Origin of the sequence: Pedobacter psychrotolerans (assembly GCF_004340665.1) — a bacterium.
GTDB lineage: Bacteria > Bacteroidota > Bacteroidia > Sphingobacteriales > Sphingobacteriaceae > Pedobacter > Pedobacter psychrotolerans.
In genome coordinates, this window is the sequence record NZ_SLWO01000002.1 from 329874 (window position 1) to 347459 (window position 17586).

At 40.2% G+C, this 17586-nt stretch carries 10 protein-coding genes; 2 read left to right on the forward strand and 8 right to left on the reverse strand.

Annotated features, from left to right (window positions below; translation table 11 throughout):
* The first annotated feature begins 63 nt into the window (after positions 1-63).
* Together EV200_RS05115 and EV200_RS05120 are read left to right on the forward strand one after the other, a co-directional pair.
* Positions 64-2688: a glycoside hydrolase family 3 C-terminal domain-containing protein gene (locus EV200_RS05115; protein WP_132529866.1), complete on the forward strand. Its 2625-nt coding sequence runs from the start codon at positions 64-66 to the stop codon at positions 2686-2688.
* Between the two features lies 1 nt (position 2689).
* Positions 2690-4732, forward strand: coding sequence for an alpha-glucuronidase (locus EV200_RS05120; RefSeq protein ID WP_132529868.1), 2043 nt, complete (start codon positions 2690-2692; stop codon positions 4730-4732).
* 232 nt (positions 4733-4964) lie between these two features.
* Here EV200_RS05120 and EV200_RS05125 read toward each other — a convergent pair whose 3' ends face one another.
* The 8 genes from EV200_RS05125 to EV200_RS05160 form a co-directional block, all read right to left on the reverse strand.
* Positions 4965-6050, reverse strand: coding sequence for an alpha/beta hydrolase family protein (locus EV200_RS05125; protein WP_132529870.1), 1086 nt, complete (start codon positions 6048-6050; stop codon positions 4965-4967).
* Entirely contained in the window at positions 6050-8047 is a 1998-nt protein-coding gene (locus EV200_RS05130; protein WP_132529872.1) for a TlpA family protein disulfide reductase, read from the reverse strand. Before EV200_RS05130 ends, EV200_RS05125 begins: the two co-directional genes overlap by 1 nt.
* A 54-nt stretch (positions 8048-8101) precedes the next feature.
* On the reverse strand, positions 8102-9499 hold the full coding sequence (locus EV200_RS05135) for a RagB/SusD family nutrient uptake outer membrane protein (RefSeq protein ID WP_132529874.1): 1398 nt from the start codon (positions 9497-9499) through the stop codon (positions 8102-8104).
* A gap of 5 nt (positions 9500-9504) precedes the next feature.
* Entirely contained in the window at positions 9505-13092 is a 3588-nt protein-coding gene (locus EV200_RS05140) for a SusC/RagA family TonB-linked outer membrane protein (protein ID WP_132529876.1), read from the reverse strand.
* A gap of 46 nt (positions 13093-13138) precedes the next feature.
* On the reverse strand, positions 13139-14155 hold the full coding sequence (locus tag EV200_RS05145; RefSeq protein ID WP_132529878.1) for a FecR family protein: 1017 nt from the start codon (positions 14153-14155) through the stop codon (positions 13139-13141).
* A gap of 106 nt (positions 14156-14261) precedes the next feature.
* Entirely contained in the window at positions 14262-14855 is a 594-nt protein-coding gene (locus tag EV200_RS05150; RefSeq protein WP_165877863.1) for an RNA polymerase sigma factor, read from the reverse strand.
* Positions 14856-15202: 347 nt separating this feature from the next.
* The gene (locus EV200_RS05155) at positions 15203-15751 is read right to left on the reverse strand and encodes a hypothetical protein (RefSeq protein WP_132529882.1); all 549 of its coding nucleotides are present in this window, start codon (positions 15749-15751) and stop codon (positions 15203-15205) included.
* 772 nt (positions 15752-16523) lie between these two features.
* Positions 16524-17393, reverse strand: coding sequence for a helix-turn-helix domain-containing protein (locus tag EV200_RS05160; RefSeq protein WP_132529884.1), 870 nt, complete (start codon positions 17391-17393; stop codon positions 16524-16526).
* Positions 17394-17586 lie beyond the last annotated feature (193 nt).

Here is a 17586-nt window from a genome sequence, read left to right on the forward strand (position 1 = left end):
AAAGGAACCTTTCGCTAAAACGATTAATTCGCCACAAACATAGTCGGCATCTAACCAAACCCTATGAGAAAAACCAAATATTTAAAGATCTTAATTACCTTATTAATTTTTACGGGAATCCGCTCCGTTAAGGCGCAACAATACCCTTTTCAAGATTATAAGCTGCCTTTTGAAAAAAGAGTTGACGACTTGGTTTCCCGACTGACACTGGAAGAAAAAGTCTTTCAAATGCTCAACTCCGCCCCCGCCATTCCCAGGTTGAAAATACCAGCATACGATTGGTGGAACGAAACCCTTCACGGCGTAGCGCGTACTCCATTCAAAGTAACCGTGTTTCCACAAGCCATTGCCATGGCTGCCACTTTTGATTCGGATGCACTATTTAAAATGGCTGATTATTCTGCATTGGAAGGTCGTGCCATTTATAACAAAGCAGTTGAATTAGGCAGAACGAATGAACGTTACCTGGGTTTAACCTATTGGACACCTAATATTAATATTTTTCGTGATCCCCGCTGGGGAAGAGGACAGGAAACTTATGGTGAAGATCCTTATTTAACGGCTACTTTAGGCGATGCTTTTGTAAGAGGCCTGCAAGGTGATGATCCAAAATACCTGAAAGCCGCCGCCTGTGCCAAACACTATGCCGTACACAGTGGCCCTGAACCATTGCGACATGTTTTTAATGCTGATGTAAGTAAGTTCGATCTTTGGGATACCTATCTACCCGCTTTCGAAAAACTGGTTACCCAATCGAAAGTGGCAGGTGTAATGTGTGCCTACAACGCTTTTCAAGGACAACCTTGCTGCGCCAGCGATTTATTGATGACAGACATCCTGCGGAAGCAGTGGAACTTTACCGGCTATGTTACTTCAGATTGCTGGGCGATAGATGATTTCTATAAAAACCATAAAACCCATAAAGATGCTGCAGCAGCCTCTGCCGACGCAGTTTTTCATGGCACCGATATCGATTGTGGCACCGAAGCCTATAAAGCTTTGCTCACCGCAGTTAAAAACGGCATCATTACAGAAAAAGACATCGATGTTTCCATCAAGCGTTTATTTATGATCCGTTTTAGGCTTGGCATGTTTGATCCCGCAGCGATGGTGAAATATGCCAATACCCCCATTACCGTATTGGAAAGCGACGATCACAAAGCCCATTCCTTAAAAATGGCCCGCGAATCGATGGTTTTACTTCGCAACGAAGCCAATACCCTTCCTTTAAAGAAAGGCCTGAAGAAAATAGTGGTGTTAGGCCCGAATGCTGATAACGCCATAGCCGTTTTAGGCAACTACAACGGTACGCCATCTAAAATCACCACTGTTTTAGAAGGAATTAAGAACAAAGTTGGTCAAAACACCCAAGTGGTTTATGAGCAAGCCGTATCTTTCACCAACGATACTCTTTTAAATTACCTCAACCTGGATCAGCAACTTGCCATTGATGGGAAACCGGGATTTAAAGCTGAATATTTTAAAGGCCAAAATCTGGAAGGCACACCTGTATTCAGCCAAATGGAAAGCAGCCTGAAACACGAGTGGCAGGAAGGACAGCAAATGGAAGGAGGTCTCACCGCCAATCACTTCTCTGCCCGTTATTCCACTAATTTTAAAGCAGCGCAAACCGGCAACATGACTTTCGAACTGGAAGGAGATGATGGTTACCGACTATTTATCAATGGAAAAAAAGTATTGGATGCCTGGTCAAGAAACCGTTGGGGAGCGCAAACCTATAAATTGGCAACCGTTAAAGACAGTACGTACAACTTAGTAATTGAATACTGGCAGGGTGAAGGCGCAGCTAAAATCCGTTTTTCTGGAGGTACATTTATGCGCACCGATTTTAATGCCTTAGTGAAACGACACCAGGATGCCGATGCCTTTGTTTTTGTGGGTGGCATTTCCCCTCAACTGGAAGGAGAAGAAATGAAAGTCGACCTTCCGGGTTTTAGCGGTGGCGATAGAACCTCCATCATGCTTCCGCAGGCACAAACTGCCTTGCTGAAAGCCTTAAAAAACAGTGGCAAACCTGTTGTTTTTGTCATGATGACGGGAAGTGCCATTGCTATTCCTTGGGAAGCAGAAAATATCCCGGCTATTGTAAATGCCTGGTATGGCGGTCAATCGGCCGGTACTGCCGTGGCTGACCTGCTTTTTGGCGACTATAATCCATCCGGCAGGCTACCCGTAACCTTCTACAAAAGCGATCAAGATCTGGCCAATTTTAATGATTACAGCATGGAAAACCGGACTTACCGCTATTTTAAAGGCAAACCACTTTTTGGCTTCGGCTATGGTTTAAGCTATACTTCATTTCGCTATGAAGGCTTAACCACGCCAGCCAACATTAAATCTGGTAAGGGCACTACCCTTTCGGTGAAGATTACCAACACCGGAAAAATGCAAGGCGATGAAGTGGTGCAATTGTATGTAACGCATAGCGATTCAGCCATTAAAACCGCCAGAAAAGCATTAAAAGGTTTTCAAAGGGTTAACCTCGCACCCGGTAAAAGCCAACTCATTAGTTTTAACCTGCAACCTGGCGATCTTACTTATATAGATGAAAACGGACAAAAGAAACCACTCACAGGAAAAATCAGCCTTTCTGTAGGCGGCAGTCAGCCCGATGAAACCTTAAAAACAAGTGGAAATATTTTAAGCCAAACGCTCAACATCAACTAAAATGAAAAAGACCACACTCCTGCTACTGGCTCTACTGACCTGTACCTATTTTGCAAAAGCAGAAGACGGGCATGAGCTTTGGCTGCGCAATAAATCTGCAACAAATGTCAATATTCAGACGGCTAAGAAATCTCCGGTTTTGGATATAGCAATTAATGAGCTTAAAAAAGGATGGCTGGGAAAAAACGATGCAAAACTGAAGTTCGAATTTTCGACTGATGCATCCATCAAAGGGGATGGCTTTCGCCTGGAACGCTCCACTATCAAGGCTAAAACGGATTTGGGCATCTTATACGGCACTTTCGAAATGTTAAGGCGACAATACCTGGGCAAAGCCGATGAAAACTTTAGTTCCAATCCCTCCTACTCCCGTAGAATTTTGAATCATTGGGATAACCTCGATGGATCAGTGGAGCGTGGCTATGCCGGAAAATCCATCTTTTGGCGAAACGATCAGGATTTAACGATCAGCCAGGCCGATCGGGAACTTTATCAATTATATGGCAGGGCAAATGCCTCCGTCGGAATAAATGGCACCGTGCTTAATAACGTGAATGCTTCTGCAAAAATACTCACTGCACCTTACCTTAAAAAGGTTCAGGCCATTGCTGGAATTTTGCGTCCATATGGTTTAAAGGTTTATCTGTCTGTGAATTTTTCCGCTCCGGTTACGATTGGAAAATTAAAAACCGCCGATCCGCTTGATGCACAGGTACGGAAATGGTGGGCAGATAAGGCTAAAGAAATATACCAGCTCGTTCCTGATTTTGGCGGATTTCTGGTGAAGGCCAATAGCGAAGGGCAACCCGGCCCACAAGATTTTGGCCGCACACATGTAGATGGTGCGAACATGATGGCCGATGCTGTAGCCCCTTTCGGTGGAATAGTCATGTGGCGGGCTTTTGTTTACCAAACCAGTGAACAAGATCGTACCAAGCAAGCTTATAACGAGTTTCTTCATTACGATGGTCAATTCAAAAAAAATGTGATCCTACAGGTCAAAAACGGACCACTTGATTTTCAGCCCCGCGAACCTTTCAGTGCCTTATTCGGTGCCATGAATCAAACTCCGGTAATGCCAGAATTTCAGATTACACAGGAATACCTCGGCCAATCCAAACAACTTGCCTTCCTCTCTACCCTTTGGGAAGAATGTTTGAACAGTGATACTTACCAAAAAGGAAAAGGCAGCACCGTAGCCGCCTGTACCGATGGTACACTCAGCAAAAACCCTTTAACAGCCATTGCCGGTGTAGCCAATATCGGATCAGACCGAAACTGGACCGGCCATATTTTTGCACAATCCAACTGGTATGCCTTTGGCAGATTGGCCTGGAACAATCAGCTTAAAAGTGAAGACATTGCCGACGAGTGGATCAGGCAAACATTTTTAGATGCCGGGGAGAAAGCAAAAGACCAGGCCTTTGTGAAACCCGTTAAAGAAATGATGCTCGAAAGTCGAGAAGCGATAGTAAATTACATGATGCCGCTTGGCTTACACCACATCTTTGCCGAAGGACACCATTATGGGCCTGCACCTTGGTTTGCGAACACTAAAATCCGGGCCGATTGGACTTCTGTCTATTACCATAAGGCAGATACAATAGGCCTCGGCTTTAACCGGAGCCATACCGGAAGCAATTCTGTAGAACAATACCATGAACCACTTCGATCCAAATTAGATAACCTGGCCACCTGTCCGGAAGAATACCTCCTGTGGTTTCATCATGTACCCTGGACTTATAAACTTAAAAACGGCAAAGATCTATGGACCGAATTGTGCTACCGCTACGATACAGGCGTGCAGCAGGTACGGACTTTTCAAAAAACGTGGGATAAAGTGCATGGACTGGTAGATGAAGAACGTTTCACCGCAGTACAATCTAAACTACGAACACAAAGCCGCGATGCACAAATCTGGAAAGATGCTTGTCTGTTATATTTCCAAACCTTTAGTAAAAGAGATATCCCCTATGATATTGAGCGGCCAGTTCATGATTTGGAAGCGTTGAAAAAGCTGACAAAAAGCAAAAGCTATGAGTAGCGTTTTTTAAGATTTCATAGTGTCGTCATTGCTGAGGAAACCTTTCTAGCGACGAAGCAATCTGTTTTAACAAATCGGATTGCTTCACTCCATCACTAAACCCTACCCTTCAGTTCGCAATGACGAATTTTTGTATTGTCGTCGTTGCTGAGGCGGCTTCCGCACACCTTACTAATTAAGAAGCCAGGATATCCATCCTGGCTAACTTATCATTAACTAACTCATAATACATTTACCTGAAATTTTTCTTCAGCCAATCTTTTATAATAGATAGTGCCTGGAGGGAAAACCCGGTCTTAATCTTCGCACTTTCTGCATTATCGCAGGTAGTGCAAGCCAGAAACAAGTGGTTTAAACCTGGAAGCTTAATCGTAGTCACGTTTTTATTTCCTCCAGTCAAGGCAAAGTTTTTCCAGTTGCTTAAATTTTCATCTGCTGCAACCATTAAATCTTTATCACCATTGAGTGCCAGAATCGGAACCTTAATCTTCGAAATAGTACTTTTAGCATCATATCTGATGAAATAGCGATACCATGGCCCCGTTGCATTTTTAACATAACTGTAAATGGGGAATCGAAAATGATCAAATTCAATATTCAGCATTTTAAAATAAGCATCATCCTTAACCTTCCAGGCGGCATAAGCTTCATTTAACTTTGCTTCCAAACTGTCTGAATCCGCATATCGAAAAGCTGTTTCAAACATGATCCGGTTGATGTCATTTGCACGTTTTTTATCATAATCCTGTAATGCAGAATGATTAACCAAGTCTTCATTCTGTTTAAGCTGTGCTTCCAATCCACTCATGGCCAACCCCGCAATGCTGATCAAAAACTTAACATCCTTACTTTTAGCTGCAGCAATGGAAATCACTGCCCCTCCTTCACTATGGCCTAATAATCCAATTTTATTTAAATCCACATCATTCCTTTTCTTTAGGTAACCCACTGCAGCTAAGGCATCTGCTGCAAAATCACCCGTGGTGGCGGTTTCATAAATACCAGTAGTTTTTCCCTGTCCACGATCATCAGTTCTTAAAACAGCTATTCCGTTTTGATTTAAATAATTAGCGATCTCCAGGAAAATTTTATGCCCTGCCATCGTTCCATCCCTGTCCTGCTTTCCCGTTCCGGAAACAATCAACACCGTAGGAAAAGACTTTAAATGAGCAGGCTTGCTAAAAGTACCCCCATAAGTGATTTCCCCATCTGCACTTTTAAAAATGATACTATCTGCCATAATGCCAACACTTGCAGTTTGCTGAGCATAGGCATCAAGGTTATAAAGAAACATCAAGGCTAAAATGATTTTTTTCATTATTTAATTTCCTTTGTAATGTTTACCATCGTTGAAATTTCATCAGCCAACTGCGTAGCGCTTCCTTTAAAGCCTACAGATCTGAATCTGGCGTTTCCGTTTTTATCCACCACGATTTTTTGCGGAATACCTGAAATTTTGAAGGTTTGGCAAACCCGGTTAAATACCTCGCCAGTGGCCTTTGCATTAGCTATTTTGTTATCAAATAAAACATTGAAAGGATAATTATTTGCCTTGATGTATTCAGCTACTTCCTTTTTATAGGCATCTCCCCGCTCCTCAGTATCTATAAAATAAAATACCACGTCAGAATCTTTTGCATACTTTTCTACAGCCAGCTTCATCCCCGGAAAAGATGCCTTACAAGGCACACACCAGGTAGCCCAGAAATCGAAGACAACCGTTTTACCCTTCAAATCACTTAGTTTAACAGTTTTTCCATTCAAATCCTGCATGGCGAAATCAACCATGGGAATATTTAATTGTTCCTTCAGAATTTCATCCTTCATTTGCTGGCTTCCGGTTTTATTACTAAGCGAAGTCAGGTAAGCCTCAAAACCTTTGTCGCTTCCCTTTTCTTTAAAGTATGCTGCCTTAAGCAGAGCAAGCATATCGGCACTGGCCTGATTTTCATAAACACTTTTAGTCAACAGGGTTTTAAGTCTTTCTTTATAACCCAATTTAGATAAGCTTACGGAAAACTCATTGTTAAAACCTGCATTCTGGTAGCCCAGAATGGGTTGGGCTTTTTCACCATAAGACAAGGCTTCCTTATAGCGGCCGACATGGTTAAGTAACTGCATGTGATCGGTAACCAGCTGCTTAGCCAGGCTCGTATTTATCATTTCTACCCATTCTTTGGGCGAGAGATAACTATATTCTTGTGGTTGATTGGTACGGAGATATTCCAAACGTTTAATTAGCTTATCAGAAACCTTTAGCAGGACTTTTGAATCAACCTCCTTTTTCTTTAGTGGAATATCTACGATTTTATAATAAAGAAAATTGACCATACTAAAAGTAAGGCTGTTGAGGTAACGATCTAATTCTATGTAGTTTTTATCCAGGAAGCTGCTTAATACAATAATATTTTGCTTGATCACGGCGTAATTGATCCGGTTATCTTCGTTAAAGGATTTATCCGTTCCTTCTTCCGGAAAATATGTGATAAACTTTTTATATCCCATCACAATTACATTAAGATCGCTTCCGGATGGAATGGCTTTAAATGCCGCAAGCCTGGCTAAACTGCCTTTCGGAAATTTTTGCATCAATACCTGTTCAATGGAATCAGCTGCAGCCTTATCCTGAAGCAAGCGAAGATCAATCTTTCTGGCATTTAACAAATCACTTTCTGTGGCATCTGCCCTTTTCAAATATGCCAAAACCCTCTGCAGGCGAGGGCGTGCATCCGTTTTAAACGCAGCTGCAATGGCTGCGGCATAAGGATAAACCAGAATTGATTTAGCATCTTGGTTATAAGTGATTTCCTGGTTTAACCAATGATAAGTTGCCGAATCACTGATCCCCTCAAATTTGATATAATCCGGAATATCCATCCCATACTTTGGTGAGCGAGACAAGCCCCATCCGGCATAAGCGCCTTTGGCCATTAAGCCAGCTCTTTTTTGATCCCGCATCATGAGGAAGTATCCTTGGTCATGGTTATTGTCAATCAAGGTATCTGCCTTGAATTTAAAGGCGAGTAAACCACAATCTTTTGGAACAATTACAGATACATTCCATTCATTTCCTGTCTTTTTAAGGCTAATATCACTGGCATACCATTGATAATGCTGATATGCATACATAACTGCTGAAACTATCTTTTGATTTTTCAAAGGGGTGTTATTGGCATCATATACCACTTTAATGGTATCGCCGTTTTTTACGATTTCAGGGATAGATCGAAAATTACTTTTTGATTGTGAAAAAGCAACTATTGAAATAAAAGTGAGTGCGATAAAGAATACAAGGGATATGTTTTTTCTTTTCATCTGGGTTTCATTAACCGCCAGGATAAAACCCAGCGGTAATTTTTGTGTGTTGTGTTAAGGATTTTTTTCCAGTTCCGGGTTCAGGTTGATCAAAACATCAGCAATTGGAAATGTATAACGGTCACTATTAGGTGCAAGTGTATAGGTAACGCCGCTTACGGTACGGGTATAGGTTTTTTGGAAAGCCGTTTCACTTTTCAGACGACGCATATCCCACCAGCGTAACATGCGACAGAAAAATTCCCTCCTCCGCTCTTCAATTACTTTTACCAGTGCATCAGCCGGAGAACTTGCAGTTAATGGACGGTAATCTGCTGCCTTAAAACGCTTCACCCTTAAATTATTAACCCAAAGCATGGCATTGGTGGCATCGTTATTACGGGCAAAGTATTCTGCTTTGATCAGCATCATTTCCGGAACGTTGGGACCAACATTTCGGTTTTCACCAATTCTAGATTCCCGGTAGGAATATCTTCCCGTATAGGTGGATGAAATGGTAGAAGCAGGTACCGTAAATAAAGTGTAACGCTGATCTGTAGTACCTAAAACTGAAAGTAAATCATCACTTAGTTTTAAGGCGATTGGAGCAGAGTTTAACGCGTTGCCAAACGCTATTTTAGATAATAAAATTTCAGGATCGACAATGCGGCGTGGATATGTGCTGCTAGTTACACTGGTGAGCACACTTAGATCATTTAAAGTACTGCGCAAGGCCAAAGCCAAATCGGCATATTTATTGGCATTGGCATAATCATTCATGTACAAATAGCAACGGGCCAGTTCTCCATAAGCACTTACTTTTGAAGGTAAAGTATTGTAGGCTTGCGAATTAGGCAAACTCGGAAGTGCAGTAGTCAGATCATCAATAATTTGATTGTAAACTGCCTGTACTGATGCTCGTTTTAAGCTCTGGCTTACCGTTTGGGTGAGCATTAAAGGAAGTCCTAAATCAGTTGCTGCTGTGGCGCTGTTATAAGGCTTGGCATAAGTATTTACCAATACCAGGTAAGCATCGGCCCGATGCACTTTAGCTTCTGCAATCATTTCTGCTTTTTCAGCATCCGTTCCGGTTGCGGTCGGCACCTCGGCAATAATGGTATTACAGGTTAAAATATTACTGTACATGCGGTTCCAGTTATCATCCTGCTCATTAGTTGTGCCTAGGGTATAAATCACTGGCCTCCAGGTATAGCTGTTGATAAAGTAGCCATAAAATAAACTTCCCGTAAGACCATTAATCTGAGCGGCATCATTAATATTGATATCATCAGATGCAAAATCTGATAAATTTGGATTAGACTCAAAATTACTGCTTCCATTTAAAAGATACCGGTAATTGATGGCTTCGGTAGGCACCAGATTGCCCTGGGTTTTAATATCGACATATTTTTCGCATCCACTTGCGAGTAAGGCTGTTAAACCAATGATAAATAATTTATATGGTGTTTTCATATCAATTAGAAATTAACATTAAGGGTAAAATTATAGGAAACTGTTGCCGGCAAGCCCAATGTGGTACTATTTAATCCACTGGTAAAATCAGGATCAATTCCTTCTTTATTGGCTGTCCACAATAAACCCAGATTACGTACTGCAAATGCAAAATTTGCAGTTTTAACCATACGGGTTAAGTGTTCTACAGGGATTTTGTACGTGAGGGAAAGTTCTCTTAAGCGGATATAATCACCTTTTAATACGTTAATATCAGATTGCGCATAACGGGTTAAACTCACAGCGGCAAAAGTACCTGCAACTCCAGGAACATTGGTAGTGGCTTCATCACCAGCTTTTTGCCAGCGCCTGGCCACATCAGCACTCAGATCATAAGCTACACCAGCTCTGGATGATGGGTAAGAAGTGATGGTTGGCCTTAAAAATACATTTCCGAATTGATAAGTAGCCACTGCCATTAAAGTAAAATCCTTATAACGAACACTCTGTGTGTAACTCCCAAAATGTGGCGCCGTGGTTCTTCCGGCATATGCCAGTGCATCAATTGAAGTCAGATTTACATTTGGCGCGATCTTATTTCCATTCTGATCATAGATCAAGGTCATACCTGTAGCATCCAAACCCGCGTTGCGGTATACCAGCAATTTATCTGTATTGTAACCTGAAATGATGGAACCATATGCAGGACTAGAAAAGAAAGCTGAATTTGCGACAAAGCGGGTATCATTCACTTCATTGGTATTGTAGGCATAGGTTAACCTTCCATTTAAATCCCAGTCTTCAGTTTTATAAAACACCCCTCCTAACGACAGATCTATACCTTTTCCGGTTAATTCTGTGGTGTTACGCAACAGTGAAGTAAAGCCGTAAGTTCCACTAATTGGAAAGTTATACAACAGATCGGTACCATGTTTGCGGTAAATATCTACTGAACCATAAATATTATTGTTTAAAAAGCTAAAGTCTACGCCAATGTTTGTTACATAGGTTTTTTCCCAGCGCAGTTCCGGATTTGCGGGTGCCAGAATGCTGGCTGTGCTTAAACCAGTTGAAGGATCAACACCGCCCAGCGAGATCCAGGTGAAGGGATAGGTAGAAGTGGAAATATTTCCATTCACTCCATAGGTTGCCCTTACACTTAAGTTAGAAATCCATTTTACCTGATTTAGGAAAGATTCTTTAGCCGCATCCCATTTTCCACCAAACGAATATAATGGTGTAGCCCTGAAGGAGCGATCAACCCCAAAGTTGTTATAATCATCATACCTTACACTTCCAGATAAGGTATATTTAGATTTATATGTATAGGCCGCATTGCTATAATAAGATAAGTAACGACGTGTTTTATCCTGCTGACTTGGTGCTCCTGCCAAACCGCTTATAGAATTAAAGAAGTCTGTGTATCCGTTAAAAAAATTTACAGGACGTGAAAGGCCCGTGCTCATATTGTAACCATATAAAGTGGATGAGCCATCCCCTTGTTTGGTTTGTCTGATTTCGGAACCGGCAATGGCGTTGATCTGATGATCTGCGCCTAAAGTTGTTTCATAGTTCAATTGTCCCCTTAAGGTATAGTTATTGGTAGTGGCATTTCCAACCGTATAAATTCCACCGCCACCGCTAGACAGGCCTAAGCTATTAATTGCCTTTCCTGTAGTAGGAATTGGCGTAAAACCGTTTACATAATTGCGGTAAGAATAGCTGGCTTCATCATTGTAGTTTCTTACAGTAGTGAAACTACGTTCGGTATTATAAAATGCATTGGCTGATAAACCTTTAACAATTGGAACATTCAGATTAAAATTGGCAGAATAATTATTATCCCGCTGTGTATTATCAGTATGATCTATTTCATCAAGGGCATTGTAACCCCAGTTTAAAAAACCGCTTGGATATAGCGTATTTAACCATCCTGTATAATAATTCTTTGAATAGGAAACCCTATTACCGTTATCATCCACAAGCTGGTTATAAGGCATGAAGGTTGCCCGATTTGGACTATATAAGCTATTTAAGCTAATTCCATTGCTTTTGTAGTTGAAAAATGACCCCTTCAGGTTAGTGGTTAATGTAGCAATTTTTAATAATTTGAAGGTATTATTCAACGTTACGGTTAAACGATCACCACTGTTGCCTTTACTGTAAGGATCTTCTTTAGAATATGATGCAGAATAGAAATAACTTGAAAAATTATTTCCCCCACTGATGGATAGATTATAAGTTTGGCTTGTAGCAGGTTGTAAGAGATACCGTTCAATCTGGCTTTTGCTATCCCGACTGGAATACTGTGCGATCAGGCTGTTGTAGGCAGATTGTGTGATGGTACCTGCCTTTAACTTAAAAGTTAAATCCGTTACATCAGCAACGGATGAACTGTAAGGGATAGTGCTGCTTGGTGCAACAATTATATTTTTATTTACCAGTTCCTGCTCATAGGCAATGGCCTGGGCTGATGTCATTGTTTTTAAATAACCTAAATCTGGCTGGTTGGAAACCGATGCATTAACAGAGAAGTTAATCACTGGTGCTTGCCCCGGCTTGCCGGTTTTGGTAGTGATTACCACTACACCATTGGCCGCACGAGTACCCCAAATCGAAGCCGCAGCGGCATCTTTAAGGAAGGTGATATTGGCAATGTCATTAGGATTGATGGAAGAAATATCATTCTCTGTAATCGCACCGTCTACCACAATAAGCGGTAAAGTTTCAGATACGCTGGATACGGTTGTTTTTCCCCTTACAAAAAAGCTGTAATCACTTGCGCCTCTAGTTCTTGTTCCTCCGTTTATTGCATTTCGTTTATTGCCATAAACAAAACTGTTATCGCCTGAAGTGATATTAATTTTAACACCTGGAACCATTGATTCCAGTCTTTGTAATACGTTTGGAACCTGAATTTTTTCCAGTTGCGCAGCTGTTACCACCTCTGCCGAACCTGTACTTCGCTCTTTTGAAAGCTTCTGCAAACCTGTAGAAACCACATTCACTTCACTAAGCTGACCAACAGCACCATTTTTTAAAGTAATAATTAAATTATTTTGCGAACCGTTAACCTGATAATTATAATGTTCATAACCGAGATAAGAAAAACCTAAAAGTGTGGTTCCACGCTGAATCCTTGCCGTAAATCTGCCATTCACATCTGTAGCAGTTACAGCATTTGATCCATTTCCTTTTATTGATGCCCCGGGAAGCGGATTACCTGTTTCATCGATAACTTTTCCTGAAATAAAAATATCATTATCACCAGCCTGTGCCACCGGACTATTTTTTGGAGGGAACAGACGTTCATCACGTGTAACAATGGTATAATTGCCATCACTCACATATAGAAATAATAAATCATGAGGATACAATACCTGCTTTAATGCCTCATCTAAATTTTTCGCTTTTAAGCTTTCAGAAGTGGTGGTTTTACCTTGAACAATATCATGTTCATAAGCAAATTTAGTATTGTACTTTTTTGAGATGGCGTTTAGGGCAGCCTCTACAGTAATCTTATTGCCAGTTTTTTGTGCCCTTACCGGGATCACAAATGCAATAATTAATAACATAGAGATACAACCGAGTAATCGGGTAAATCTTTTTTTCATGTTGTTTGGTTTGGTTGGTTGGTTGATTGATATAATTAAACAGTTATCATCTGTTCTTCAGGTAGATTGTTTTTCCTTCTTTTTTAATCTCTACATTTAAAATATTTTTTAGGGTAAAAAGTAAACTCTCTTCGCTTTTTATAGATATGGTTCCATCTATTTTTTTATTTCCAAGGGCAGGGCTGTCCAAAATTACGGTATAGCCGTACAGATCTTCAAACTCCCTTAAAATTTCGTTCACACTGGTTTGGTTCACCACGATCTTTCCACTTAACCAGGCCGTACTGCTATTTAATGTTTGAGCTGATGCTGAAAGCCTACCGTTCGGGCCAAATTCGATAAACGTTCCCGGCTTCAGGATATACTGCTTACTGCTTTGAGTTGCGCTCACCTGAATCTTACCCGTAACCAAGGTTATATTGGTTTGATTATGGCGTTCTTTAACATTAAATTCTGTACCTAAAACCTGTACCCGTGCATTTTTAGTGATGACTATAAATAATTCACCACGCTTGATCTGCTTTTGGTTCACATTAATGTGCTTCACTTTAAAATAAGCTTCTCCTTCAAGCTTAACTGCTCTCTGGCTTAACCAATTAATGGCACGGCGATAGGTTAATGTAGAATTGGCGTTCAGCTGCACATCAGACCCATCAGGCAAATGCACCAGCTGGTTTTCAGCATAATCAGATCGTACGACAACAGTAGATTGGTAAAACCACAATGCAAATGCTGCTACCAGTAAACTTGCGGCAATGCCACTACCCCAGAATAACCGGACAACTTTTTTTCTCCTTTTATTTTGATGCCGATCGATAGATAAATTGATATCCTGCAGTAAAAGCATTTTAAAATCATCTGATACAGTAACAGGAGGATAGCTCAATAAAATTTGAAGCTGGAGCCTGGCTTCCTGAAAAGATTTAATGTTTTCAGGAGATGAAGACAGCCAGTTATTCCAGAAAGAAACATCAACGGGACGGTTGTATTTCACGTAACGCAAAAAGTCTGCGTCATCTAAAAAATTTTCAGTGGTATAAAAAGTATATAGGTTGTTTGGCATAAGCTGAATGATTTACGATCATTCAATTATACAAACAGTAGGGAAAGAAAAATTACCCCACAGAAATTAAATTAATTTATTTTTTTTAAAAACGTAGCAAGATCACTTATCTTTTCCATGCCATTAAAAGGGCTAAAAGTATGGCCTTATCTACGTTCAACACTTCGCGAAGTGCTTCAAGCGCTCTGGCACTCAGTTTATAGGTTCCCTTTTTGGTAAGGTCCATAATTTCTGCAATCTGGTCATAATCCATTTCCTCATAATATTTCAGGTAAATCACCTCCTTTTGCCTTGCGGTAAGTTTATTCATGGCCTCACTCAGCTTAAGCATTTTTTCTTGCTGCTCCTCTTTTTTGATATATTCAGATTCTACACTAAATTTCAGATCAAAAGTTTCGGCCTCATTTAATTCTACTTTTTGAAACCTCTTTTCTGCGTTTTTATAATTGATAATGGTATTCCTCAATGCAGAAATCAGGTAATATTTAATGTTGTTGGTGGGTTTGAGGTTTTTTTGATTGATCCAAAGCTTAACAAAAAGATTATGCAAACAATCTCTTACAACTTCCTCATCCTGAAGCATACGCATTCCATAATGATAAAGTGGCGACAGATTCCTATTGTAAATTTCATTTAACGCAAGTCTATCACCCTTTAAAAAGTTCTGCCACAGCTCAAAATCAGTTAGTTCGTTATTCACAGAGATAATTAGGATATTCAAAGTAATAGAAAATCTCTGTTAATTTATTCTTCCCGACAAATAAAATCTTCGATCATAGTAATTAAACTCAAAAAGCAAGATCATTTTAATAGAAAAATGAGATTCATCTCTAACATTCCTTAATTGTGCAATACTTTCTCCCCCTTGTTGATAACACCAACCAGTGGATAATTGCTATTACAAACCCTTTCCCTTCAAGTGAAAAGGTGCCGACAGGCGGATAGAGGCTTTGAAACCCGCATCAACAAATTCTCACCATGATTTTAAACCAAAAAAAGGCTTTAGAATTAAATTCCAAAGCCTCTCTTATTAAAAAACTATCCAATTTAGTTTCTACCTTTCCTGTTGGCGTTATCATTACCTCCCCTTTGGTTTTCATTTTTTGCACCTCTATTATTTTGGTTGTTGCCCTTATTAATTTGTGCAGGTTTTGATTTTGAAGGCTTGGCAGACTGGTTATTATTTCTATTTCCGTTATCCCCCCCTCGGTTATCATGGCTATTTCTGATCACCGGTTGCTTTGATTGATAGTTTTTGTATTTGCTATACTGGCTTACATGGCTAGAATGCGACAGATAAGGTTTGTTTTTATTCATCACTACCTTGTATCCACTATACAGATCATAATTACTGTATCTTGAAGGCAGATTGTTTCTCCAAACCCAGGCACCATTTTCCTGATAAATATATTGTTTGGCTGGCACATTATAGTAGGCGTCAATATCCGGCATGTAATAATAATCTACATGGTTATAACCCGACGGACCCCATTCTGGCTGCTGACCAATATTGATACTCACGCTAGTTTGAGCTTTAACACTCATGCTGTTTATAGAAGCTACTCCTAATAAAACTGCAAATATTATTCTTTTCATTTTCCTTATGTTTAGCTATTCTAAGCCAAATGAAGTACCAGAATATTCAATTTTTCAATAATTGATACCGATGCTGAAGATGTGCCGATCAATTGCTGCTTTATGTCGACGAAAGCATTCTCCTTATCTTTTGCTATAAATCAAATAAATCACCTTTTGTATTATTATTGTTTAGATTTTAATTCAATTAGGCAGATATTCTATTTAGAAGGCATCACGAAACTGATATAAAATAAGCTATGAGTAATATTTGATGCCGCGGCGCTTCCTCGTCATTTCGAGACGGCTTTTTTAGCCAACGAAGCAATCTATTATAGCGAATCAGATTGCTTCACTCCATCACTAAACCCTACCCTTCGGTTCGCAATGACAAATTCTCTGTTGCCACCTTGCCTCTTCGTCATTACAAGGCGGCTTTTTCAAGCCAACGAAGCAATCTATTGTAGCAAATCAGATTGCTTCACAACATCACTAAACCCTATTCTTCGGTTCGCAATGACGAATTCTCTATTGCCACTTTGCCTCCTCGTCATTTCGAGATGGCTTTTCAGCTAACGAAGCAATTCACGAATCAGATTGCTTCACTCCTCCGCTAGCCCTATCCTTCGGTTCGCAATGACGAATTCTCTGTTATTACATTGCCTCCTCGTCATTGCGAGGCGGCTTTTTCAAGCCAACGAAGCAATTCAAGAATCAGATTGCTTCACGCCATCACTAAGCCCTATCCTTCGGTTCGCAATGACGGATTGCTAAAGGATAAACAAATAGTTATTTAGTATCCCAGATTTTGGTTCCGGTACTCTTTCGGGCTCAGTCCAGTAATTTTTCTAAATATCCTGGAGAAGTATTGCTGGTTTTCAAAACCTGTTAATTTGGCAATTTCTCCATATTGTATATTGGTGGTAATGATCAGATATTGTGCCCTTTCAATACGCTTTTCCAGTATAAAATTAACGGGGCTTTTGCCTGCATAACGATGAAAGATACGAGAGAAATAATCCGTATTTAAATTTGCATCTGAAGCAAGTTGACTCACCTTAAGAGGCTTTGCAATGTTAATCTGTATGTAGCTGATTGCCGCCAGAACTGCAGAAGGTATGACCTCCTGATTCGAGATCCCAAACCTTTCTGACTTCATAAACCTGGATAATAGTTGCAAAATAATTCCCTGGGTTTCAAATTGTTTGGAAGCTGTTTGAAGTTCATTCAATTTGGTATACTCCTTATAGTAAACATCCTTTTCGTATACTTTTGGGTTATCAGACCGGTTGATTCCTCTTCCCGGATTAATCTCAAGCAACCTTTTAAAATTGTCTATATCAATACCAGATGCAGGTACGCTCAAAATCTCCCTGCAATGTCCAAATAAAGAAATCCCATCGGGCGACTCTTCAAAGAACTGAACAAAATACTGTGATAAATACCCATCACAATGTAGATCACAGAGGGTAAAACTGGGGATTAAAAACAGATTGCCTGCTGTAAGTGTGGTACGTCCGGCTGGGCTATTGATATAACCTGTTCCATCTTCAATATAATAAAGCCTGTAGTAAGGGCTAATCACATTGATAAAATTCCAGCTGTTTCCTAAGCTTACGGCATCAGCATTTAAAAGATGAAAATGGTTTTTTATAAATTTCATGGGTACCACTGCGTGCTAAATCTTCCTTACCTTCACATCGGATATTATTTAGTGCGCAATGAATATATCAAATGCTGTCAATGCATCAAAAACATTTCTGATAATTATTTATAGAACATCTCACAATAAATTAAACATATTTAAAAAGATTGCTGACTATCAATACGAAAAAAGGCCGGAAGAAATTCCGACC